General features: G+C 38.0%; 17 protein-coding genes and 1 pseudogene. 9 read left to right on the forward strand and 9 right to left on the reverse strand.

All coding sequences use genetic code 11. From position 1 onward, the window contains the following. Positions 1–263: 263 nt before the first annotated feature. Both H7O61_RS02795 and H7O61_RS02800 read right to left on the reverse strand, forming a co-directional pair. Complete coding sequence (locus tag H7O61_RS02795) at positions 264–1142, reverse strand: YihY/virulence factor BrkB family protein (protein WP_187875077.1); 879 nt, start codon at positions 1140–1142, stop codon at positions 264–266. After that, entirely contained in the window at positions 1142–1990 is an 849-nt protein-coding gene (locus tag H7O61_RS02800; RefSeq protein ID WP_187875078.1) for a biotin synthase, read from the reverse strand. Before H7O61_RS02800 ends, H7O61_RS02795 begins: the two co-directional genes overlap by 1 nt. A gap of 216 nt (positions 1991–2206) precedes the next feature. Here H7O61_RS02800 and H7O61_RS02805 point away from each other — a divergent pair, with 216 nt between their 5' ends. The 3 genes from H7O61_RS02805 to H7O61_RS02815 all read left to right on the forward strand — a co-directional run bounded on the left by H7O61_RS02805 (position 2207) and on the right by H7O61_RS02815 (position 7519). Beyond that, positions 2207–4738 carry a DEAD/DEAH box helicase family protein gene (locus tag H7O61_RS02805; RefSeq protein ID WP_187875117.1) on the forward strand — a complete coding sequence of 844 codons (2532 nt, stop codon included), beginning with the start codon at positions 2207–2209 and terminating at the stop codon, positions 4736–4738. Next, positions 4732–6546, forward strand: a complete 1815-nt coding sequence (locus H7O61_RS02810) for a site-specific DNA-methyltransferase (protein ID WP_187875079.1) — start codon at positions 4732–4734, stop codon at positions 6544–6546. The genes H7O61_RS02805 and H7O61_RS02810 overlap by 7 nt, the downstream gene beginning before the upstream one ends. Before the next feature lie 124 nt (positions 6547–6670). Beyond that, positions 6671–7519, forward strand: a complete 849-nt coding sequence (locus tag H7O61_RS02815; RefSeq protein WP_187875080.1) for a DNA/RNA non-specific endonuclease — start codon at positions 6671–6673, stop codon at positions 7517–7519. 8 nt (positions 7520–7527) lie between these two features. Here H7O61_RS02815 and H7O61_RS02820 read toward each other — a convergent pair whose 3' ends face one another. The 4 genes from H7O61_RS02820 to H7O61_RS02835 form a co-directional block, all read right to left on the reverse strand. Continuing rightward, the gene (locus H7O61_RS02820) at positions 7528–7752 is read right to left on the reverse strand and encodes a hypothetical protein (RefSeq protein ID WP_187875118.1); all 225 of its coding nucleotides are present in this window, start codon (positions 7750–7752) and stop codon (positions 7528–7530) included. A gap of 188 nt (positions 7753–7940) precedes the next feature. Next, complete coding sequence (locus tag H7O61_RS02825) at positions 7941–8768, reverse strand: prephenate dehydrogenase (protein ID WP_187875081.1); 828 nt, start codon at positions 8766–8768, stop codon at positions 7941–7943. 8 nt (positions 8769–8776) lie between these two features. Next, complete coding sequence (gene lon / locus H7O61_RS02830; RefSeq protein WP_187875082.1) at positions 8777–11260, reverse strand: endopeptidase La; 2484 nt, start codon at positions 11258–11260, stop codon at positions 8777–8779. Positions 11261–11302: 42 nt separating this feature from the next. Beyond that, complete coding sequence (locus tag H7O61_RS02835) at positions 11303–11965, reverse strand: outer membrane protein assembly factor BamD (RefSeq protein WP_001237300.1); 663 nt, start codon at positions 11963–11965, stop codon at positions 11303–11305. A 407-nt stretch (positions 11966–12372) separates the two neighbouring features. Here H7O61_RS02835 and fliW point away from each other — a divergent pair, with 407 nt between their 5' ends. Next, positions 12373–12762 carry a flagellar assembly protein FliW gene (fliW, locus tag H7O61_RS02840; RefSeq protein WP_001861714.1) on the forward strand — a complete coding sequence of 130 codons (390 nt, stop codon included), beginning with the start codon at positions 12373–12375 and terminating at the stop codon, positions 12760–12762. On the opposite strand, the pseudogene H7O61_RS08045 reads toward fliW, so the two are convergent. Beyond that, positions 12720–12917, reverse strand: a pseudogene (locus H7O61_RS08045) (flavoprotein oxidoreductase). The gene fliW and the pseudogene H7O61_RS08045 sit on opposite strands and share 43 nt — an antisense overlap. Before the next feature lie 17 nt (positions 12918–12934). On the opposite strand from H7O61_RS08045, the gene fabZ reads away from it, so the two are divergent. From fabZ to mreC, 5 genes are read left to right on the forward strand one after another with little or no spacing between them, the layout of a single operon-like run. Beyond that, positions 12935–13414: a 3-hydroxyacyl-ACP dehydratase FabZ gene (fabZ, locus tag H7O61_RS02845; protein WP_187875083.1), complete on the forward strand. Its 480-nt coding sequence runs from the start codon at positions 12935–12937 to the stop codon at positions 13412–13414. Positions 13415–13417: 3 nt separating this feature from the next. Further along, positions 13418–14230 (forward strand): acyl-ACP--UDP-N-acetylglucosamine O-acyltransferase, encoded by an 813-nt coding sequence (gene lpxA / locus H7O61_RS02850; protein WP_187875084.1) that lies wholly within the window; start codon positions 13418–13420, stop codon positions 14228–14230. A 1-nt stretch (position 14231) separates the two neighbouring features. Continuing rightward, positions 14232–15578: an ATP-dependent protease ATP-binding subunit ClpX gene (clpX, locus tag H7O61_RS02855; protein ID WP_187875085.1), complete on the forward strand. Its 1347-nt coding sequence runs from the start codon at positions 14232–14234 to the stop codon at positions 15576–15578. Between the two features lie 52 nt (positions 15579–15630). After that, positions 15631–16674, forward strand: coding sequence for a rod shape-determining protein (locus H7O61_RS02860; protein WP_000577756.1), 1044 nt, complete (start codon positions 15631–15633; stop codon positions 16672–16674). 3 nt (positions 16675–16677) lie between these two features. After that, positions 16678–17424 (forward strand): rod shape-determining protein MreC, encoded by a 747-nt coding sequence (gene mreC / locus H7O61_RS02865; RefSeq protein ID WP_187875086.1) that lies wholly within the window; start codon positions 16678–16680, stop codon positions 17422–17424. A 54-nt stretch (positions 17425–17478) separates the two neighbouring features. On the opposite strand, the gene H7O61_RS02870 is transcribed toward mreC, so the two are convergent. Continuing rightward, entirely contained in the window at positions 17479–20394 is a 2916-nt protein-coding gene (locus tag H7O61_RS02870) for a DEAD/DEAH box helicase family protein (RefSeq protein WP_187875087.1), read from the reverse strand. A gap of 9 nt (positions 20395–20403) precedes the next feature. Next, on the reverse strand, positions 20404–22863 hold the full coding sequence (locus tag H7O61_RS02875) for a site-specific DNA-methyltransferase (RefSeq protein ID WP_187875088.1): 2460 nt from the start codon (positions 22861–22863) through the stop codon (positions 20404–20406). Positions 22864–22874 lie beyond the last annotated feature (11 nt).

Raw genomic sequence — 22874 nt, forward strand, 5'->3', positions numbered from 1 at the left:
AATCTTGTTTTTATCTGATTTCATTAATTGATCGCTTGTTTTTGTTTGTTTAAGGGGTTTATTCTTTTATTCTTTTATTCTTTATTCTTTTATTCTTTTATTCTTTTATTCTTTTATTCTTTTATTCTTTTATTCTTTTATTCCGCTGGTGTTGTTTTTTTTATTTCTTTTGTTTTTAACTTTTTTGGGTTGGGTTGTTTGGGGGGTTTTATGGTTTTTGTGTTTTAGATTTTTAGAACCGATCTAAAAGAAAACTTTTTTCATCAAGTTTCTTTTTTAAAAAAGCCTAAAAATTTCTTAAACACTCCTTTAGGATCGAACGTGTCGCACATTTTACACCCATACATGCCAATTAAAATCACAAGCCAGCTCACATACACCCAGCTCATCAAAAACCACAAAATAGAAACGCTCCCATAAAGCTCATGGTAAGTGCGATTATACAACACATAATAAGTGAAAGCCCATTTTAACACATGCCAAGAAACGCTCGTAAAAAACACCCATAAAAACACCCAAAAATAATGTTTAAACACCTTATTCGTGGGAATGGTAAAAAGGATCAAAAAAAACGCGTAAGTGCCTATCCATCTTAAAACATGCAACAAATTTGAATCTTTATCTTCAAAAAACACTTGGATCTTAATATCAAAAAACACCACCAAAGGCAGAGCGAATAAAAACACTAAAGTCGTGCCAAAACCCCAAAATAAAAAGATTTCTTTACCCTTAAAATGCGCATAATCTCTGGGCTTTGCTTGAAAAATTTTTGACGCGATGGAGCGGTAGTTTTCACAAAAAAGCACCAACGCCACCACAATAGACACCTCTTCAAGCGTGCCTAAAGTCATGTCTGTTTTTTTAAAATTTTCTAAAAAATCCTTAATCGCGCCAATGAGTTTAGGGGCGTTAGGGAAGATCAAGGCTTCCATTTCACCGCTGTGCGCTTGCAAATAATGAGACACAAAAAGACTAAACACAAACAACAAAATAGGCGATAAAGACAAAATCGTATAAAAACTCAAGCTAGAAGCGTAGTAAAACAATTCGCTCAAGCCCAAAAAGGCGTTTTTCAGACGCTCGGGGAAAATCATTCTAAGAAGGCGTAAAAACCCTCTAACGCTTTTAAAAAGTTCTCTCATTAATGACAGCTTGTCGCCATTGTCAAACCATAAGAGAGCAGTTTTTCTATATCTTTTTTAGGGGCTTTGCCTTTGGTGGTTAAATAATCCCCTAACACCACCGCATTGATGCCGTATTCAAAAAGCTTGGCTTCCTTTTTATCGTTATCTTTAAACACCACTTCACGCCCCCCAGCCACCATAAGCCTAGCGTTAGGCAAAAACTCTTTAGCCAAAAGCACGCATTCTAGGGCTTCATCCGCGCTTAAAGTCTCTGCATCAATGGGCAATACCGGGTTTTTAATGAAAAAATTAATCGGCGTGGTGTGTGGGGAGAGCGAAGCTAGCGCCCTAAGCATTTCAATCCGATCTTCCCAGCTCTCATTAAGCCCAAAAATCCCCCCACTGCACAAGCCTAACCCCGCCCTTAAAGCGTTTTCGCATGTGATAAACCTTTCTTCCCATGTGTGCGTGGAACAAATCTTAGGGAAGAAATTTTGCGAAGTCTCTAAATTATGGTTATAGCTGTGAATGCCCGCATCTCTTAAAAACTCTAGTTGCTCCAAATCCGCGCGCCCGCAGCATGCGATTAGATGCAAGCCCAATTCTTCTTTGTTGATGGCTTTAGCTAATTTAGCGATGTATTCGCATTTTTCATCGTTTAATTCGCGCCCTGAAGTAACCAGACAAAACCCTAAAGCCCCCAACTCCCTTAAAGCCCTAGCCTCTTGTAAAACCACTTTTTCATCTTTAAATTTATAGCGCTTGATCGCTCCTTGGTGGTGCGAGCTTTGCGTGCAATAAGCGCAATCTTCCTTGCAATCCCCACTGCGCACATTAGAAATAGAGCATAAAAAAATCTCTTGCATCGTAATCCTTTGTTTGGTTAAAAATATTGGTTTTTTTAGGTTGATTATAGCAAAGAAAAAGAAGCGCTTTTGATTTTAAGGGCTTTATTCCATTAAATATTAAAACTAAAACTTTATTTAATTTTAAATTCAAGTTATTGACCCTAAAAAACCAATCTCAAAACTTTACGCTATAATTCCCCTAACTTTTCACTTAAGGGATTTCATGCAAGATTCATTCGCATCTGTTACCCCCCCCCCCAATCAGCGATAAAAGATCGCACGCCTAATAGCACGCCAAATAATGAAGAAATAGATCTACCCACCCACATCACCAGTAATTTAAAAAAAGAGCTTAGAGATTACCAAAAACAAGCGATATATAGTTATTTAGAAAAACGCCAATCTAACCCAGATCAAAAGCATTTCATGTTTGAAATGGCGACCGGTAGCGGCAAAACCTTAGTGATGGCGGGTTTGATTTTAGAATGCTACAAGCAAGGCTATCAAAACTTCATCTTTTTTGTGAATAGCGCTAGCATTTTAGAAAAAACGAAATTGAATTTTACAGACAGCGCTTCATCAAAATACCTTTTTAGTGAAAATATCAATATCAATGACGAAAACACAGAAATTAAAAGCATCAATAATTTAAACGAGAGCCATAACAACGCTATCAACATTTATTTTAGCACCATTCAAGGCTTGTTTTCACTATTCACTAGAGCTAAAGAAAACGCTATCACCCTAGAGGATTTAAAAGATCAGAAATTAGTTTTTTTAGCGGATGAAGCGCACCATTTAAACACAGAGACTAAAAAGAAATTAAATGATAGTGAGGCTAGTGAAAAACGCAACTGGGAAAGCGTGGTGAAATTGGCCCTAAAACAAAATAAAGACAATTTATTGTTGGAATTTAGCGCCACTATCCCTAAAGAAAAAAGCGTTGAAGAAAAATATAAAAACTTAAAAGTGGTAACTTACACCTTAAAAGAATTTAGCGAAGATAAATTTTGCAAAAACATCTACTCCCTTTCTTATGAAAATAAAGAATTAGAAACGCGCTTTTTAGGGGCATGCGTTTCCAGTTTGTATAAAGAATTATTAGCCCAACACCATAATATTGAAAACTTTAAACCATGCATTTTGTTTAAAAGCGAAAGGATTGAAGAGAGTAAAAAAAATCAAGAGCGCTTCAATACCTTTTTAGAAAATTTAAGCCCTTTAGATTTGGAAAATTTTTTCCATTACAGCTGCAACGCTTTTTTTAAAGACGCTAAAAACTTTTTTGATGAGAAAAATTACACCCCCAACCTTGTGGCATTCTTGCAAACGAAATTCAAAAAAAGCACCCAGATTAACACCAACAACGAAAAAGAATTAGAAAAAGGCATGCTTTTATTGAACTCCCTAGAAGACAGAGACAACCCTAAAAGAGTGATTTTTAGCGTGGATAAGCTCAATGAAGGCTGGGATGTGTTAAATTTGTTTGACATTGTCAGGCTTAAAAATAAAGCGAGCCAAAAAGATACCATTAAAGACGCCCAGCTCATAGGGCGAGGAGCGAGATATTACCCCTTTAGCTATAACGATTTCAAGCCAAGCCGCATAGAATTTTACCAACGCAAGTTTGATTTTTCCAACCCCTTAAGCGCGCTAGAAAGGTTAGACTACCATGCCGTTTATGACAGCGAGTTTATCGCTAAATTAAACAACGAGTTACAAGATTTAGGATTAGGATTTGTAAATGAAAAACAGACTATCCCTTTAACGCCCACCAAGCGTTTCAAATGCTATTATGCGAGCAACACAAAAGACAAAAAGAAAAACTTATTTAATATGGACTATTCAGACCCTGTTGAAGCCACACTCAAAAGCTTGCATGTCCCTTTATTTGGCTTTATTGTGCGTGAAAAGAAAGTGGATTTTAAAGAAGAAAATAAAGGCGATAGAACTTATTATATACCCCACACCTTGGATAAAATCCCCCTAAACTATTTTTTAAAAGCCCTTAATTTAAAAAACCTGGATTTCAAAACGCTTAAAAAAGCTTTTAAAAAACATGCCTTTAACAATAAAGTGGAATTTATAGAGCGGTATGTTTCTTCATTAAAAACAAACTTCCATAAAAACCAAAAGTTTGATAACAACGAAATCCTTTTAAAACTCGCTGTTTATATCATTGAAAACTTAAAAGACACGCTTTTAAAAGAGCAAGATAAATACGAGGTGAGCGCGTTAGAACTAAAAGAATTTGAAACGCACAATAAAAGCCTTAGCGCTAGCGAATGGGAAAAAGACATTCCCTTTTACGAATGGCTGCTTTTTAAGGACATGAGAAAACTAGACAGCGATTTAGAAAGGGAGTTTTTAGGTTTTATCAACGACCATAAAGAGGTTTTAGACAAGAAATTCAAAGAATGGTGCGTTTTAAGAAATGATCATTTTGCTGAATTAAAAGTTTTTTGCGATATAGAAAACAGCCCCTTTTACGCGCAAGGTTTTGAGCCGGATTTTATCCTTTTTGCCCAAACGCATGAAGATGAATTTTTAGGCTTCACTTGCTATATGGAAGCTAAAGGCGAGCATTTAGAGCGTTCTAACGCTTGGAAAAAAGAATTTTTAGAAATGCTAGAAAACGCCACGCTTAAAAGCCATAACAAAAAACTCCATTTAAAAGGCCTGCCGTTTTTCACGCTCCATAATAGCGTAGTCAATGGCGATTTTAAAACCGCTTTCCATCAAACTTTTAAGGACAAAGAATGTTAAAAACCCCACTCAAAACCCTACTAGATATTTTAATCAATCATTTCACTAAAGAGCGCTTAGAAACTTTAATTATAGAGCATGATGAAAAGCTTTTAACTTTCATGCTTGAGCATGAAAACGCTAACGACTATAAAAACGCTTTTTTTAAAACGATCGCTAACTCGCTTGTATTCAATGAAAAAGCGTTATTGGAATGTTTAGAAATAAAAGAATTAGACCGCTCTTTCACGCGATTTAAAAATAAAATAGGCTTATTTTCACAAGGGGGTTTTATCAAATCCAGCGAGCTAGTCGTTTTGCATTTCCCTTTTAAAGACAATGTTTTACTCGGTAACGCTAAAGATAACAGCACCAAATCTGACGAGCTTTTTTACCATGAAATATTGCATAAAAACGAAATTGACACGCTTTTACACCCAAAAGCGTTGTGTAATTTTGAAATGCATGGACAAGGCGATCTAAAAAACGCTTTAAAAGATGGAAACACGAACTACCTTATCAAAGGCAATAACTTGATCGCTCTCCATTCTTTAAAAAAGAAATTCGCTAAAAAAGTGAAATGCATCTACATTGACCCTCCTTATAATACGGGTAATGACAGCTTTAATTACAACGATAATTTTAACCACAGCTCTTGGCTAGTGTTTATGAAAAACAGGCTTGAAGCGGCTAGGGAACTTTTAAGCGATGATGGCGTGATTTTTGTGCAATGCGACGATAACGAACAGGCTTATTTAAAGGTTTTAATGGATGAGATTTTTGGGAGAGAGAATTTTGTGAATTGTATAGTATGGAAACGAAAATTTGGAAATGCAAATGAAACAAAAAGGTTAGGGACGGCGTATGATAGTATTTTGCTTTATGCTAATACAGAGAATTATAAAATAAAAATTATTAAAGAAAAACAATCAAAACATACTCAAGAATATATTAAAAAGAGATTTACCAGAATAGATGAGATAGGCAAACATAAGGGAAAGTTATGGATGCCTTATCCATTAGCAAACCCCGGATTGCCAACCGCTAATTTAATATATGAATACAAAGGATACACAGCACCACCGAAAGGATGGAGAATGGTTAAAGAGAAATTAGCCGAACTTGATAATGATGAAAGGCTTTATTTTCCAAAAGATAAAAGTCAAAGAATACAAGAAAAGAAATTCTTAGATGAATATGAAGGACAGCCTATAGATGCATTATGGATAGATATTTTTGTTATAAACTCACAATCAAATGAAGCAGTAGATTTTGTAGGACAAAAACCTGAAGATTTAATCCAAAGGATTTTAGAGGTTTCTACCAACGAAAACGATCTCGTGTTAGACTTTTTTGCCGGGAGCGGGACGACTTGCGCGGTGGCGCACAAAATGAAACACCGCTACATTGGCATCGAGCAAATGGACTATATAGAAACGATCACTAAAGAAAGGTTAAAAAAAGTCATAGAGGGCGAGCAAGGGGGCATTTCTAAAAAATGCGATTTTAAAGGGGGCGGGAGTTTTGTCTATGCTGAATTGAAAGAAGTGAATTTAGAAGTTAAAAAACAAATCCTTAACGCTAAAAGCAAGAGCGAATGCCTAAAAATCTTTAACGATCTTAATGAGCGCTTTTTAAAACGCGCCGATTGTAAGATTGATGAAATCCATAGCGAAGAGTTCCAAAATTTAGATTTAAACGAGCAAAAAAGGATTTATTGCACACTTTTAGACTCTAACGAAGACTATTTAAACTTGGGCGATATTGACGAAGACGCATGGGGGATAGATAAGATCACTAAAAAATACAATGAAATTTTTTATTCTTAAGTTTGATCATTCAATGCGCGCCGTTTAACGCATCAAAACGCTAGGCGCTAGGCTATTTAGTGGGTAAAAACAAACGATTAAAAATATTGTTGTAGCATTCAAGCCAATCAAAAAGGAGCAAAACATGAAAATCTTTAAAAACCTGCTCTGTTTTAGCCTGATTGCTATGGGTTGGCTCCAAGCGGACATGCTGGATAATTTCACTAAGGCTATTAACAGCTACACCACTAAAAAGCTTAATGAAATCAAGGATCAAGTAAATAGCGCTAACCCCACTAAGACCTATATTAATGGCATTCTCACTAACATTGATTGTAAAGTCTTAAAAAATAACTTTTATTCGGTGTGTTATTCTAGCGAGTTAAAAAACCCTATTTATGGCGTGAGCGTGTTGTTTGGGGATTTAGTGGATAAAAATAATATTGAAAAACGCTATGAGTTTAAAACGGACACACGATTAGCCAAATACCAACAAGCCACGACACAAGATTACACAAGAAGCGGTTTTGATAGGGGGCATTTTGTGGCGAATGACGCTTCTTTTGATTTTGCGTCTAACCCTTTAAGAGAAACTTACAGAATGACTAATATCACCCCTGAAGCCAAAAACACCAACAGGCATTCTGTTTTATTAATAGAAAAAGAGGGCCGTAATTTGGCCAGGAAATACCATCAAGTTTTAGTAGAAGAACTCACCATCATCAAACAGGGTTATAGGACTTTTAGCTCTAAAAATATCGCTATCCCTAGCGGATTTTGGTACCACTATGATATAAGCCTAACCGATAGCTATGAAAACGCTAAAAGCGAATGTTTTTACATCCCTAATGACAACCAAAAATATCCCTTACAAAAAATGAGAAGAGAATGTAAAGAATATGAGCAAGTTGAAAAGCAAGTGGTTTTTAAGAACAATAAAAACGCTGAGTTGAATGAATTGCCTAAGTATTTTAACAACGCTAAGAAGTATTAAAACCGCTCTTAAAATGCCCGTAAAACACCGGTATTGTGGATAAAAGGTTTAAGAAAACAAATTTCTAAACGGCTTAAAACTGGTTTTTTATTAGAAGCGATAAAAGTTTTATGGGCGTTGGAGGAATGAGATGAAATTATTATTACAATTATGGCAAACACAACAATAGATCCGGGTTTAAGATAATCTCTTATGGTTGTTTGCTGGTTGCTGGGTAAATCCATGCTATCCATATGAAACAGCCTATAATTGAAACAGCCTATAATCCATAAAAACAATCCAAATACCCCATTTCGCTTCTCGCACCCCTAAAAACAACAATATGCAAAATTTTAAATTATTAATCCATAAAAACAATCCAAATACCCCATTTCGCTTCTCGCACCCCTAAAAACAACAATATGCAAAATTTTAAATTATTTTACATGAACTCCTGGAGTTTGTTCGCTTGCGCCATCCATTCTGCAAGGCTTTCATAATCGTTATTTTCTATCCAAGCCTTAGCTTTTGCGATTTCTTTTTCGCATTTTTCAATCGCTTCTAAGACATTGTCTCGGTTTTGTTTGAAAATATCTTTCCACATTAAAGGCGAGCTTTTAGACAAACGGCTCATATCCCTAAACCCCCCACCCGCTAAGGATAAAATCATCTCTGGGTCATTTTGCTTTAAAACGCTATTAGCTAGAGCGTAGCTCAAAACATGGGGTAAATGGCTGATATAAGCCACATGGGTGTCATGCTCATTGGATTTCATTTTAATCAAGCGCGCTTTAATGCCTAAAAAGATTTCTTTAGCGATCTCTACCTGCTCAGTCCCTGAATCTTCTAAATCGCACAATATCACAAGAGCGTTTTCATACAGCCCCTTAACGCTCGCTTTAGGGCCATAAAACTCTGTCCCGCACATGGGGTGCGCGGCGATGAAATTCTTACGAATGCTTTTAGGGATATTGTGAATGATTTGCACTTTAGCGCCCCCTAAATCAATAATCGCTGCGCTTTTTTTAACGGGAGTCATTTTTTTCAAACATGCAATGATGCCCTCAACCGGAATGGCCAAAAAAATCACATCGCATTCTAAAATCTTTTCAAATTCCACGCATTCATCTACAAGTCCTAAAGTCAAGGCTAATTTAGCATGCAAAGCGTTATGATCATAGCCTATAACGCTTTTAAAACGCCCCCATTCTTGCAAAGCCAACCCTAAACTCCCCCCCATAAGCCCTAAACCAATAATGCCTGCTTTCATGCCAAATTTTAAAGCAAAGTTTTTTCTAACACTTCAGCGATGTTTTTCACCGCAACGATGTTTAAATTCTCTCGCACTTCAGCAGGGATTTCATCTAAATCCCTTTCGTAATTTTTGACAGGAATGAGAGCGGTTTTAATGCCGGCTTTAAAAGCAGCGATCAATTTTTCCTTCAACCCCCCTATGGGTAAAACTTCCCCGCTCAAAGTCAATTCGCCCGTCATTGCCACTTCGCTTCTTGTAGCCCTATCGCACAAAATGCTCGCCATCACGCTCGCCATAGCGATCCCAGCGCTCGGGCCGTCTTTAGGCGTAGCCCCCTCAGGGACATGCAAATGCAAATCATAAGCGTTATAAACTTTCAGCGCTTTTTTCTTTTTCTTACCCTCTGCGTCTTTAGGGGTTTCGCTAGGGATTTTAGGCGCTTTTAAGGTTTCGTTATCCAATAAGGCTTTGACAACAGAAAAAGCGATAATGGCGGATTCTTTCATCACATCGCCTAAGCTTCCGGTGAGTTTCAATTCCCCCTTGCCTCTAATCTTAAGCGCTTCAATTTTAAGCACATCACCGCCTACTGGAGTCCATGCCAAACCATTGACGATACCGATTCTATTTTCTTCATCTATGGGGTCAATTTCAAACACCATGCGTTCTAAATACTCTTTAAGGTTGCTGGGCGTGACAGAAACGCAGAAATCTTTGTTTTCGCTTTTTTTATTTTTATCTTCTTTGTCTTCGCCTCTTTTGGTTCGCCCTTTTTTGTGCGGGCTATCTTCTAGGTATTTTAAAGCCACTTTACGCATAATCGTTGCGATCTGTCTTCGTAAATCCCTAACGCCCGCTTCTCTGGTGTATTTTTCAATAATGAGTTTCAAACACTCATGGCTAATTTCAACTTCGCTAGGCTTTAAGGCATGCTTTTCTAATTCTTGGGGGATGAGATAGTTTTTAGCAATTTCTTCTTTTTCATTAGGCGTATAGCTAGACACGCTGATAAATTCCATTCTATCCCTTAAAGGGGCTGGAATCCTGTCAATATTATTAGCGGTAGCGATAAAAATCACTTGCGACAAATCAATGCTAAAATTCGCATAATGATCCCTAAAAGCGATATTTTGCTCAGGGTCTAAGATCTCTAATAAAGCGCTCGCTGGATCACCCCTAACGCTCCTATCCACCTTATCAATTTCATCTAAAACCATGACCGGATTCATCTTTTTGGCTTCAATAAGCCCTTGGACAATGCGCCCGGGCATTGAGCCTATATAAGTGCGTCTGTGCCCTCTTAATTCATTCACATCTTCTAATCCCCCCAAAGCGATCCGAACTAAAGGGCGCTCTATCGCTTTAGCAATGGAATTAGCCAAACTCGTTTTACCCACGCCAGGAGGCCCATAAAAGCATAAAATCGTGCCTTTAGTTTTGTCTTTTTTTTCCGGTTTTTTCTTGTGGCGCATTTCTAAAAGCTGCATGGTGGCAAAGTATTCCACAATGCGCTCTTTAGGCCTTTTTAAGGAATAATGATCGTTATCCAATTGCTCTTTGACATGCTTAATGTCTAGCGCTTTTTTTTCATATTGCCCAAAAGGCACATCCAGCATGGTTTCAACATAATTTTGCAAAGTCGCGCTATCTGAGCTGTCCGCATGGGTTCGGCTCAGTCGGTCAATTTGCTTTTTGATTTCCTTAAACGCTTCTTCTTTTAAGAAAGGCTTGATGCTTTCTAGTTTTTGGTAGTATTGGTTTAAATCTTCATCTCGCTGTTTGTCTGTGCCAAGCTCTTTTTGGATTTGCTTGAGCTGCTCTTTTAAGAAATATTCCTTATTGGTTTGCTCCATTTTTTGATGGACTTTGGATTTGATTTCTTTTTGGAGTTTTTGGGTTTTAGTCTCTTCTATCACAATATCAATCAAATCCAACAAGCGCTGCTCGGTGTTGTTGTTGGCAAAAAGAAAATACGCTTGATCTTTTTTCAAATGCAAGGCCGCTGCGATTAAATCAGCGATGCGGTTAGGATCGTCATTGTCTTCTAAAGCCTTGATCAAATCTGGGGGGAAGAGCGAGCTGACATTCGCTAGAGTGATCACCTTTTCTTTTAACACTTCCACGATAGCCTGAATGTTTTCTTTATCGTATTCTAAATATTCAATAGGGCTTATTTGAGCTTCCAAAAAGCCTTGCTCGTTTTCTTTAGCAGGCTCTAAAATACGCCCCTTAGCGATGCCATTAAAGAGCAATTTCACGCGCCCATTAGGCATGTTGGCTTCACGCATGACAGAGCCTATCACCCCCACATCATAATAAGGGGCTTCATTGTCGTTCAATTTGTCTTTTTGGCATGCAATAAAGACTAACGATTTATTGTTTTTAGCGTAAGCTGCTGCCTTGATGCTCGCGTTATTTTGTAAGAAAATAGGGGCTATCATAAAGGGGTATAAAAAGGTGTCTTCTTCTACCAATAAAGGCAGAATTTTAGGAAAATCTTCAGTCATTTTTCATCTCTCTGTTATAAATTTGTATGGTTTTGAAATATCCTACCAATCAAAAATTAACACATACCAAGGCATGTGCGATGGTTTGGGTTTAGTCTCTTTTTCTAAAGTCTCATCTATCCTTTCTAAATAGCGTTTCACGCCCTCAGGCTTGTGGCGTTTTTTATAGACATTCGCAATCGCGCGATTGAGCTCGTTTTGCCCTAAAATGAATTTGATTTGCATGTATTCTACATAGGGGCGGTAACGGCTGTTAGGGTATTTTTCTATAAATTCGCCTAAACTCACAATAGAATTAGAGATAAATTCCTGGTCTTTAGAATGGTTTTTGAAAGCGTAATAATGCGATTGCAATTTTAAAAAAGTCAAATAATCCACATTGTCTTTCGTCCCAAAGCGCTTGATGTATTCATCAAAGTAAAAAGACGCTAAAACATACTCTTTCTTTTTCATGTGCGCTTGCCCTAAAGCTAGCATGGCTTCTGGGACAAGGGGGGAATTGATGTGTTCGCTTTGTAAGGAAGAATAGTAATTGTCCGCTGTTTCTAAATTAGCAAAAAGGATTTCTCTTAAAATCCCTTGATACCAAAAAATCGCCGGTTTGTTGTATTCATCTTTTTTCTTCTTTTTGTTCGCGCAACCGGTGCCTATCACAATGATTGCCATTGCGATAAAAAGGAAAGTTTTAAAATGTTTTAAACGCATGCCACCTGTCTTATAAAATTAAATTTTTGAATAACTCATGGTTATTTTTTCTTATCTTTCTTATTCCCACCGAATAATGTCAGCACCATTTCTCCAAATCAAGCCCAGCCGCACCAAAAAGGTGCCACCCATCGCTAAAATGAGATTTGCTGAGATTATTTTTCTTGATTTGTGGTTTTATTTTGCTCATCTCTCACTCCTTAGTTATATTTTATAATTATTCAGTTAAACTTCCATCGTTATTCAGTCATTGAATTATACCCAAAACTAGCAAAAATTGATTTTACCAAAATTGTTTGATATAATACAGATTTTTAGTTTAGAAATCATTGAGCGCTGGTTTTAAGGCGGTCTTTTATTCTTTAAGGAGAAGATTTTGTGCTTTTTTAAAGGGAATGCAATCGCCTATGATTTTTGATGTGAAAGCGCCTATATTAGGGTTTGAAACCATTCATAAAATGCACTTGCAAAAGGTTGATGAAATCTTTTTGCGTTTGAATAGCGCAGAAGACAATTCCGTGGTGTCTTTCACGCTGGTCAATCCCTTTGCTTTAAGAAAATACGAATTTGAAGTGCCTACCCCCTTAAAAATCCTTTTAGAATTAGAGGGAGCCAAGAGCGTTCTAGTCGCTAATATCATGGTCGTTCAAACCCCCATTGAGCTTTCTACGGTGAATTATTTAGCCCCTTTAATTTTCAATTTGGACAAACAGCTCATGGGGCAAGTGGTTTTGGATTCTAACAAATACCCGCACTACCATTTAAGAGAGAATATTCTAAGCCACACGCATGAATGACGCATGAGCGGTGTCTGTGTAAAGCGTTTCTTTAAGCTTATGGCGCAATGCGTTGGCGTTTTTTGCAAATACAAGCGAGCGGTTTTCTTATGGTATAATAGCGGTTATTTTTATAGGATAACCAACGCTAAAAATGGCGCTTTAATTGAATCCAAAACAAGGAGTTTATTTTATGGAACAAAACCATCAAAACTTACAATCTCAATTTTTTATAGAGCATATCTTACAGATTTTACCTCACCGTTATCCCATGCTCTTAGTGGATAGAATCATAGAATTACAAGCCAATCAAAAAATTGTCGCTTATAAGAATATCACTTTTAATGAAGACGTGTTTAACGGGCATTTCCCTGACAAACCCATTTTCCCGGGCGTTTTGATCGTAGAGGGCATGGCACAAACGGGAGGGTTTTTGGCTTTCACTAGCATGTGGGGGTTTGACCCTGAAATAGCCAAAACAAAAATCGTGTATTTCATGACGATTGACAAGGTTAAATTCCGCATTCCTGTAACCCCAGGCGACAGATTAGAATACCATTTAGAAGTCTTAAAGCATAAGGGCATGATCTGGCAAGTGGGCGGCACGGCTCAAGTGGATGGCAAAGTGGTCGCTGAAGCCGAATTGAAAGCCATGATCGCAGAGAGAGATTAAAAAATGAGTAAAATTGCAAAAACAGCTATTATTTCTCCTAAAGCAGAGATTGGCAAGGGTGTAGAGATTGGGGAATTTTGCGTTATTGGGGATCATATCAAGCTCAATGATGGCGTGAAACTCCATAACAATGTAACCTTACAAGGGCATACTTTCATTGGGAAAAACACCGAAATTTTTCCTTTTGCCGTGCTAGGCACACAGCCTCAAGATTTAAAATATAAGGGCGAATACAGCGAACTGATTATTGGAGAAGACAACCTTATTCGGGAATTTTGCATGATAAATCCCGGCACTGAAGGGGGGATTAAAAAAACCATTATTGGGGATAAAAACCTGCTCATGGCTTATGTGCATGTCGCCCATGATTGCGTGATTGGCAGTCATTGCATTTTTGCTAATGGCGTAACTTTAGCAGGGCATATTGAAATAGGCGATTATGTCAATATTGGCGGTCTTACAGCGATCCATCAGTTTGTGCGTATCGCTAAAGGGTGCATGATAGCCGGTAAGAGCGCTTTAGGCAAAGATGTGCCGCCTTATTGCACCGTAGAGGGCAATCGCGCTTTTATTAGGGGGTTAAACCGCCACAGGATGCGCCAATTACTAGAGAGTAAGGATATTGATTTCATCCATGCACTTTATAAGAGGTTGTTCCGCCCTATCCCCTCTTTAAGAGAGAGCGCTAAATTAGAGTTAGAAGAGCATGCCAATAACCCTTTTGTGAAAGAGATTTGCTCTTTTATTTTAGAGAGTTCTAGGGGCGTGGCGTATAAGTCAAGCGAATATTCTAGCGAAGAAAAACAAGAGGAATAACATGAACGAAACGCTTTATTGCAGTTTTTGCAAAAAACCAGAATCAAGAGATCCCAAAAAACGCCGCATTATTTTTGCGAGCAACCTGAATAAAGATGTGTGCGTGTGCGAATATTGTATAGATGTGATGCATGAGGGATTGCACAAATACGACAGAGTGGATTCTTTATTAACACTCAAAAGAGAGCGATTAAGGAGAATGGAATCAAGCGTTCATGAAGAAGAGTTTTTGCTCTCTCACATTCCAGCCCCTAAAGATCTTAAGGCGGTTTTAGATAATTATGTGATAGGGCAAGAGCAGGCCAAAAAGGTTTTTTCCGTGGCCGTGTATAACCATTACAAACGCTTGTCTTTTAAAGAAAAACTCAAAAAACAAGACAACCAAGACAGCGATTTAGAGTTGGAGCATTTAGAAGAAGTGGAGTTGAGCAAGTCTAATATCTTACTGATCGGTCCTACAGGTTCAGGCAAGACTTTAATGGCGCAAACTCTAGCCAAGCATTTGGATATTCCTATCGCCATTAGCGATGCGACTAGCCTAACTGAAGCGGGTTATGTGGGCGAAGATGTGGAAAATATCCTCACAAGATTGTTGCAAGCGAGCGATTGGAACGTCCAAAAAGCCCAAAAAGGCATTGTGTTTATTGATGAGATTGATAAAATCAGCCGTTTGTCAGAAAACCGCTCCATCACTAGAGACGTTTCTGGCGAGGGCGTTCAGCAAGCGTTGTTGAAAATCGTTGAAGGCTCTTTAGTGAATATCCCCCCTAAAGGTGGCAGAAAGCACCCTGAGGGCAATTTCATTCAAATTGACACGAGCGATATTTTATTCATTTGCGCCGGAGCGTTTGACGGACTAGCTGAAATCATTAAAAAACGCACCACGCAAAATGTGTTGGGTTTCACTCAAGAAAAGATGAGCAAAAAAGAGCAAGAAGCGATCTTGCATTTAGTCCAAACCCATGATTTGGTTACTTACGGGCTTATCCCTGAGCTTATTGGCCGCTTGCCGGTTTTAAGCACGCTAGATAGCATCAGCTTAGAAGCGATGGTGGATATTTTACAAAAACCTAAAAACGCCCTCATCAAGCAATACCAGCAACTTTTCAAAATGGATGAAGTGGATTTGATTTTTGAAGAAGAAGCCATTAAAGAAATCGCTCAACTCGCTTTAGAGCGAAAAACGGGGGCCAGGGGCTTAAGGGCGATCATTGAAGATTTTTGTTTGGATATCATGTTTGATTTACCCAAGCTTAAGGGATCAGAAGTGCGTATCACTAAAGATTGCGTTTTGAAACAAGCTGAACCTTTGATCATCGCTAAAACGCATTCTAAAATCTTTCCTTAAGGAATACGCTTATCAATTCAATTCAATTTAATAACAAAGGATCACAAAGGGCATGATTTTTAGCAAATTAATCGGTTTGTTTTCGCATGATATTGCCATAGATTTAGGCACGGCTAACACGATCGTGTTGGTCAAAGGGCAGGGCATTATTATCAATGAGCCTTCTATTGTGGCGGTACGCATGGGGTTGTTTGATTCTAAAGCTTATGACATTTTGGCAGTGGGGAGCGAGGCTAAGGAAATGCTGGGCAAAACCCCTAACAGCATCAGAGCGATTCGCCCCATGAAAGATGGCGTGATCGCCGATTATGACATTACCGCTAAAATGATCCGCTACTTTATTGAAAAAGCGCACAAACGAAAGACATGGATCCGACCGCGTATCATGGTGTGTGTGCCTTATGGATTGACAAGCGTGGAAAGGAATGCGGTTAAAGAGAGCGCTTTAAGCGCGGGAGCTAGAGAAGTTTTTTTGATTGAAGAGCCTATGGCAGCCGCGATTGGAGCAGGCTTACCGGTGAAAGAACCGCAAGGGAGTTTGATCGTAGATATTGGCGGTGGCACGACTGAAATTGGCGTGATCAGTTTGGGGGGGTTGGTGCTGTCTAAAAGCATTAGAGTGGCCGGGGATAAATTGGATCAAAGCATCGTGGAATACATCCGCAAGAAATTCAATTTATTGATAGGGGAGCGCACCGGCGAAGAGATTAAGATTGAAATCGGTTGTGCGATCAAACTGGATCCGCCTCTCACGATGGAAGTGTCAGGGAGGGATCAAGTGAGCGGGCTGTTGCACACGATTGAATTGAGCTCTGATGATGTGTTTGAAGCCATTAAAGATCAGGTGAGGGAGATTTCTAGCGCTTTAAGGAGCGTGCTTGAAGAGGTGAAACCGGATTTAGCGAGAGACATTGTGCAAAATGGCGTGGTGCTTACCGGCGGTGGGGCTTTGATTAAGGGATTAGACAAGTATTTAAGCGATATGGTTAAACTCCCTGTGTATGTGGGCGATGAGCCTTTATTGGCGGTAGCCAAAGGCACAGGGGAAGCCATACAAGATTTGGATTTACTCAGCCGTGTGGGTTTTAGTGAATAATGCATGCGCTTTTATTTCAAATTCCTTTGGCTTTTAGGGATTTTTCTTATTTTTTATTTTTTAGACATTAAAGGCAGTTCTTCTTATATCAGCGACCGGATTAAAAACGCCTTGATGAGCACTAAAAACAGCTTACTAGACAACGTTCAAGCGTATTTTTTTCAAGCCCAAAACATTAAGGAATTTCAAAAAGAACGCTTGATTTTAGAAGCTTTAAAACTAGAAAACACCGATTTGAAAGAGCGTTTGAATAGCGTTTATCCTTTAGAAAATCCAAAAATGACTTATACCCCTACTTTTATGACTTCATTCATCAGTTTAGAAGACACGCGCAGCGTTTCTCTCAAACCTATTGTAAATTTAGAAGAAAACAAGATTTATGGCCTTGTTTCTCACAACCAAGCCATAGGCATTGCGGTGTTAGAAAAAGGGCGCTTGAATGGGTTTTTGAACGCTCACAAGCGGTGCGCTTATAGCGTGATGATAGGCCAAAATCAAGTGCTAGGCTTTATAGGGACTAATTTCAAGCAAGAACTAGTCGTGGATTTCATTGTCCCTAGCGCTGAAATTAATATAGGCGATCAGGTGCTAACGAGCGGGCTAGATGGGATTTTTGGAGCGGGGGTGTTTGTGGGCGAAGTTTCAAGCGTTGAAGATCATTACACTTATAAAAGCGCGGTGTTGAAAAACGCTTTTTTAAGCGAAGCCAAACTTTTAAGGCATGTGTTTTTAAGCGATGTGAAAAACTAGCGCTCTATTCAAGGCTATTCAAGCGCCTTTTTAACCCCTTTCAATCAAATCAGGCTAATCCTTTAAATCCAGAAAAAAATATTCTAGTTTCCCTTTTTCAATCCAAAGATCCCTATAACGCTCCCCCACATCATCCTTATCCCCATAAAATTTTAAAACCACTTTGATTTTGAGATTGGGATTGTTTTTAGGGTTAAAAATTTTATCTTCAAAAAGTTGATACGCATCTGCCTTACGTTCGTAATCAGTGTGTTTGCTCCCTTTAGGATCAATGAAGCAAATGATCTGCGTGCCGCCTTTTTGCAGCCAAAAGATAAAATCAGGGAAAAATTTCCTTTCTCCAGTGCTGTTGTCTATATAAGGGATAAACAAATTGTCTAAATGCTCATCAATCTTGCTGAACGCCCAAAAATCATAGTTTTCTTGCAGCGTTTCGGTAATCTTTAACAATTCTTCTAAAAAATCGCTCTCGCTCTTTACTTTAACCACATGCTTAAGCCAATCGCAGTTTTTGGCTTTAATGAGCGGAGTGTAGTAATGCTCTTTAAGTTTTAACAGCTCTGCTTCATCAACTTTGAACGTTCTGTCTTGTTTGTGTTTTTCTGTATCATAAGGATCGATCTCGCCTTGCGCGATTTTCATTCTTAAAGTTTCTTTATCCAAAGGCGTATACTCTTTCACTTCTTGGATGGTTTTCATTAATGCTTCTTTTTTACCCGCCTTAACTTGAATCCTTTTAAAATGCACGATTTTCTCATTATCTAGGGCGTTAAACTCGTCTTTAGGCACTTTTTGATTGAGATATAGCCTCTTTTTAAGGATAGAAATCAAGTCATCTAAATCTTTATAATGCCAGGTTGATACCTTTTTAAAATGCTCTTTTTGTATCATGTCTTTTAACAGCGCGTAATCGTTAGGGTTATAAATTTCATGCTTTAAAATAAAATGCTTTTCACTCATTAAATGAAAATACTCTTTTAAATCCTTAAAATTTTTTTCGCTCATTTTAAACGAAGTGCTTGGAGGAATTTTAAGAGCGTTGGTTTGTTCTTTTCGGTAGCAAGGCACGAATAAGGCGTGTTTTATGGGCGTTTTTTCTAATTTGATTTCATGCCATGAGCCTCTATTTTCGCCCCCATTCTCGCTCTCTTTTTGGAACTTTAAAATCGCTTCAAGGCTTGCATGGTTAGTGGGTATCACAAAAAGCGTTTCTAACATTGCAGCGTTTGGTTTCAACTTTTCTTTAACGGCTTCATCTATGTCTAAATACGCTAACCTTTGGCGTTGGTTTTTGACGCTTTCAATCCTTACGCCCCTGCCAAAAGATTGTTTCACCAGCTTTTTAGCGTCATCATCAAGCCCTATATTTAAAAATAAAATCACGCTAGGCCTTGTGCTATCCCACCCAGTATCAAAAGCGCGAGACCCCACTAAAATATTGATACTGCTCTTATCAATCTGGCTGAAATAGCTCTCTTCTTTAAAGCTCAAATTCTTACTCACCACCTTCACGCTCTTTAATTTTTCACGGATCCATTCTGTAATATCACCTATTCTAATCAAGCAAAAGACTTTATCGCTCGTGTTGAGCTTGAAAGCGATTTCTTGGTTGTTTTTAGGGTTAATGATCACTTCAATATGCCCATTACTGGCATAAAAAACTTCTTCTTTTAAGCCTTTAAAATCAATCTCGTTTAAACTCTCTTTAAAAACCTCAATTTTATATTCTTTTTCTTTATCTTTGCCATCGCTAAAAAGGAATTCCGGCTCCTTTAATTCCTCTAATAAATCGTCTTTAGCCTTTAAAAAATCGCTCTCATCGTCATTTTCAATCACGCGCGCTAAAGTTTTAAAAAAGATTTCCGCATCGCTGTTTTCCACGTTCACAGAATGCGTGAACACGAGCATTAAAGGGTCATGAAAATAGCCTTCTGTTTTATAGCGTTTTTGCATGCCTAAAAGCAATAACGCTTTTAAAAGAGCGATTTCTTTTTCCCTATCGTTTAAATCTTTCAATTCCTTAAAAGCGTTTAAATTGTTTTTCTTCAATAAAACAGACTCTTTACCATAGCCAAGTTTCACCCACTCGCCCACGCTTAAATTATACACCGCAGTGATGAGATCGCTCTCTTCGGTGAAAGTGGCGCTGAAATTGAATAAAAACCCTTTTTGAGATAACAGACTAAAAATCGCTTGCCTTTTGCTTTCAGACTTGTTCCCCTTATGCGCTTCATCTAAAATCACATAATTTTCCCCATTATCCCAACAATCCTTATAATTTAAAAGGTTTTCCTTGCTTTCTTCATCGCTCATTAAATCCGCGCGGTAATAAAAAAGAGCGATTTTTTCTATGAAAAAATCTTTTGGAGCGCGGTAAAAATCCTTATTAGTAACGCTTTTAAGGCTTTTGAAATCAATTTGCTTGGAAAAGTCCTTATTGCGGTTGTATTTTTCAATTTCTTTTTTAAATTGCTTGATTAAATGCTCGTTCGCGCTAAAAAACATGATATTTTTCTTAGGGATCAAACCCATTCTTATAGCCACGCTTAAAAGCTCTACCAGTTTGATAATGACAATCGTTTTACCGCTCCCTGTGGCCATGTAAAAGGCTAAGCGGTTGATAAAATTTTCAAAACGCACGCAATGATTTTCTACCTTAAAATGGCTCTTTAACAAAGGATTGAGTTTCTTTTTAGCGAAATCGCAATTAGCGAATGAATAATGTTTTTGATAAAACGCGAAAAATTCTTTTTTATTTTCTTTGAAATCCCTAAAATAAGCGACAAGCACTCTAAAAGCGTTGATCAAAGCTTGCTGTTGGTAATCTAAAAGCTCCTTATTATTATCAAAGCTTTTAAAGTCTAACATTTCTAACGGATCGTTAATCTCGTTAATATTCAATTCCTCTTCAGCGAGTTTTTGAGCGACAAAAATTTCGTTATCGGTGGTTAAATCTTTTTTCTTTGCCATGATTTCTCCTTACCAAATGAGCGCTTCTTTTAAGGCTTTTAAAATTTCTATTTCTTTATCATTCCCTTTAAACTTCACCACCTTTTCATTGAAAAACTCCACTCCAACGCCGTGTAAATTTTCTAAAGTTTCTTTAATATCCACCCCCATTTTTTCTAGCGCTTCTATATTGAGCGTGTAAGACTCGTTTTTACGCTCCACTAAATCGCTGTATTGTTCATCATAAGCTAGGGGCTTGTCGTTGTCTTCATACTTGATTTTTCTTAAAATCTCTTCATAGCTTTCTAATTCATAAACTTTGATTACCCCACCTTTATTAAATTCTTTAGCCACGCCGCTTTTAAAACCGCCTATGACCTTTTTAAGGCGAGGCAAAATCACGCTCTCAAAATGCTCCCCCATTTCAATACCGATATACTTTCTCTTCAACTTGTGCGCCACCGCACAAGTCGTCCCGCTCCCAGCGAAAAAATCGCACACGAGATCGTTTTCTTGGGTAGAGATTTCTAAAATGCGTTGGAGTAGGGCTTCGGGTTTGGGGGTGTCAAAAAGGGCTTGCCCTTCAAAAAGCTTTTTGATTTCTCTTTTAGCGTCTTGAGTGTGTCCCACTTCTTGATAAGTCCATAAGCTCATGGGGGTTACGCCTTGCTTGACTTCACTTAAAAAGCGTTTATAGCATGGCACACCCCTACCGCTTTTGGGGAAAAAGATACGATTATCAGCGATCAATTCTTGTAATTTTTCTTGTGAAAAAAGCCATGAATAACCATGCGGGGGGTATATTTCTTGCTTGGTGTAGGGGTTAAAAATGGGGTAAATATTACGCTCAATAGCCGGTCCAACTGACAAATCGGAGGATTTCCACACGCCCCTTTCATCGTTATCTAAATTTTTATAGCGTGCATTCATCTCGCTTGTGCGTTCAAGGGTAAAATCATGCAAGTTTTCAATGTTTTTTGCATAAGTTAAAATATAGTCATGGTTATTGGAAAAATGTTTTTTTAAATTAATAGGCGAATAGGAGCGTTGCCAAACCACATTCGCTACAAAGTTATCCCCCCCCCCCCCATTAAACACTTCGTCCATGAGCGCTTTACAATAAGCCTGTTCGTTGTCATCAATGCTCACAAACATCGCGCCTTTATCACTCAATAGAGCATGCGCAAGCTCCAGGCGGTTTTCCATCATAGAAAGCCAGCTGGAGCGTTTGAAATTATCCGCATAAACAAATTCATTGTTTTGCGTGTTGTAAGGCGGATCAATATAAATGCAATCAATGGCTTCTTTATAGCGGTTTTTAAGGGAGTTTAGGGCTTGGTAGTTTTCGCTTTTAATGAGCGTGCCGTTGATTTCATCTTCGCTGAATAAGCTTTTAACCTCTTCTTCTAAATCTTTAAAATAAAGAGTGTCTAGGGGCAAAAACTCGTTTTCTAAAAGATTGTCTGCGATCTCTAAATTCAAGTCTTGCCATTCTTTAACTTGTTTGGGGTAGTTTGGGTGGCTTGTGATCTTGTTCAAATCGTAGTTTTTGGCTTTTAATTTGTCTAGGCTCACAATGAAATGCGAGTTTAACACCAAGCGGGGTTTGTTCCAAATCTTACAAAGTTCGTTTTCAAATTCGCTCACTAATACAATCACTTGCAACGCCACTTCCTTAATGGTGTTGATCTCATTAAGGCGTTTAGCATCAAATGCAGTCATTTCTTTAAAAAGGTATTCAAACAGATACAAATCCAATTGCTCTTTTAAAAACCCTAGCGCGTTTTTATGGATGAAATAATCCATGCTGCCTTGTTTTTTGAATTTCACAAACGCTTTTTTTAACACTTCTTCATCAAGTTTGACGCCTTGATTGGAGCATTCTTTTAGGATTTCATTCGTTTTGGTTTGGCTATTATTGCTCTTAAGAGTAACGCTAAAATTTAAGGTGTTAGTTTTTGTGTCTATATCTTTTAAATCAAAGACTAACTCCACTTTTTCATTATACTTTTTGCTTTCTAGTAAAGAAGCGTCAAAATTAAAAAGAATACCCTCTAATTCAAAGCAAAAATCCTTATAATTCGTTTCGCTTTTTACATAATAAAGATCTTTGGTTTTATAAAATAAAGCGGTGTCTTTTTTAAGGGAGCATTTTTCATAATCGCTTTTGGTATAAAGATCATCGTAAAGGGGCGTGTCGTTGAAATAAATCCCTCCATTAGCGCTGAAATAACGCTTGAAAAAGCTATAGAGTTTGTCAAACAATTCTTCTTTGAGATCGTTGTTGTTTTGGCATTTTGAATCAATGAGTTTTTTTAATTCTTGTTTTTTATGGTGGTAATACTGGCTTTTAGCCTTCATGAGGTTGATCATGCCGTTTTTCATGGCTCTAGGGCTAGAATCTAAAAGGCTTTCTTGCTGGTCTTCAATCTTAACGCCTATGAAAAGGTTTTCTAAAACTTCATAAAATTGCGCTTCGTTCGTTTTCATTATCACGCTCT

It is taken from the genome of Helicobacter pylori (assembly GCF_014496965.1).
In the GTDB taxonomy this organism is placed as follows: Bacteria; Campylobacterota; Campylobacteria; order Campylobacterales; family Helicobacteraceae; genus Helicobacter; species Helicobacter pylori_CZ.

Bases quoted from the DNA above. Each gene is read 5' to 3' on its own strand.
- H7O61_RS02860 (WP_000577756.1), top strand. From the start codon at position 15,631: ATGATTTTTAGCAAATTAATCGGTTTGTTTTCGCATGATATTGCCATA.
- H7O61_RS02825 (WP_187875081.1), bottom strand. From the start codon at position 8,768: ATGAAAGCAGGCATTATTGGTTTAGGGCTTATGGGGGGGAGTTTAGGG.
- fabZ (WP_187875083.1), top strand. From the start codon at position 12,935: ATGGAACAAAACCATCAAAACTTACAATCTCAATTTTTTATAGAGCAT.
- lpxA (WP_187875084.1), top strand. From the start codon at position 13,418: ATGAGTAAAATTGCAAAAACAGCTATTATTTCTCCTAAAGCAGAGATT.
- H7O61_RS02875 (WP_187875088.1), bottom strand. From the start codon at position 22,863: ATGAAAACGAACGAAGCGCAATTTTATGAAGTTTTAGAAAACCTTTTC.
- H7O61_RS02810 (WP_187875079.1), top strand. From the start codon at position 4,732: ATGTTAAAAACCCCACTCAAAACCCTACTAGATATTTTAATCAATCAT.
- H7O61_RS02795 (WP_187875077.1), bottom strand. From the start codon at position 1,142: ATGAGAGAACTTTTTAAAAGCGTTAGAGGGTTTTTACGCCTTCTTAGA.
- mreC (WP_187875086.1), top strand. From the start codon at position 16,678: ATGCGCTTTTATTTCAAATTCCTTTGGCTTTTAGGGATTTTTCTTATT.
- H7O61_RS02870 (WP_187875087.1), bottom strand. From the start codon at position 20,394: ATGGCAAAGAAAAAAGATTTAACCACCGATAACGAAATTTTTGTCGCT.
- lon (WP_187875082.1), bottom strand. From the start codon at position 11,260: ATGACTGAAGATTTTCCTAAAATTCTGCCTTTATTGGTAGAAGAAGAC.
- H7O61_RS02815 (WP_187875080.1), top strand. From the start codon at position 6,671: ATGAAAATCTTTAAAAACCTGCTCTGTTTTAGCCTGATTGCTATGGGT.
- H7O61_RS02835 (WP_001237300.1), bottom strand. From the start codon at position 11,965: ATGCGTTTAAAACATTTTAAAACTTTCCTTTTTATCGCAATGGCAATC.
- H7O61_RS02800 (WP_187875078.1), bottom strand. From the start codon at position 1,990: ATGCAAGAGATTTTTTTATGCTCTATTTCTAATGTGCGCAGTGGGGAT.
- fliW (WP_001861714.1), top strand. From the start codon at position 12,373: ATGATTTTTGATGTGAAAGCGCCTATATTAGGGTTTGAAACCATTCAT.
- clpX (WP_187875085.1), top strand. From the start codon at position 14,232: ATGAACGAAACGCTTTATTGCAGTTTTTGCAAAAAACCAGAATCAAGA.
- H7O61_RS02820 (WP_187875118.1), bottom strand. From the start codon at position 7,752: ATGGATAGCATGGATTTACCCAGCAACCAGCAAACAACCATAAGAGAT.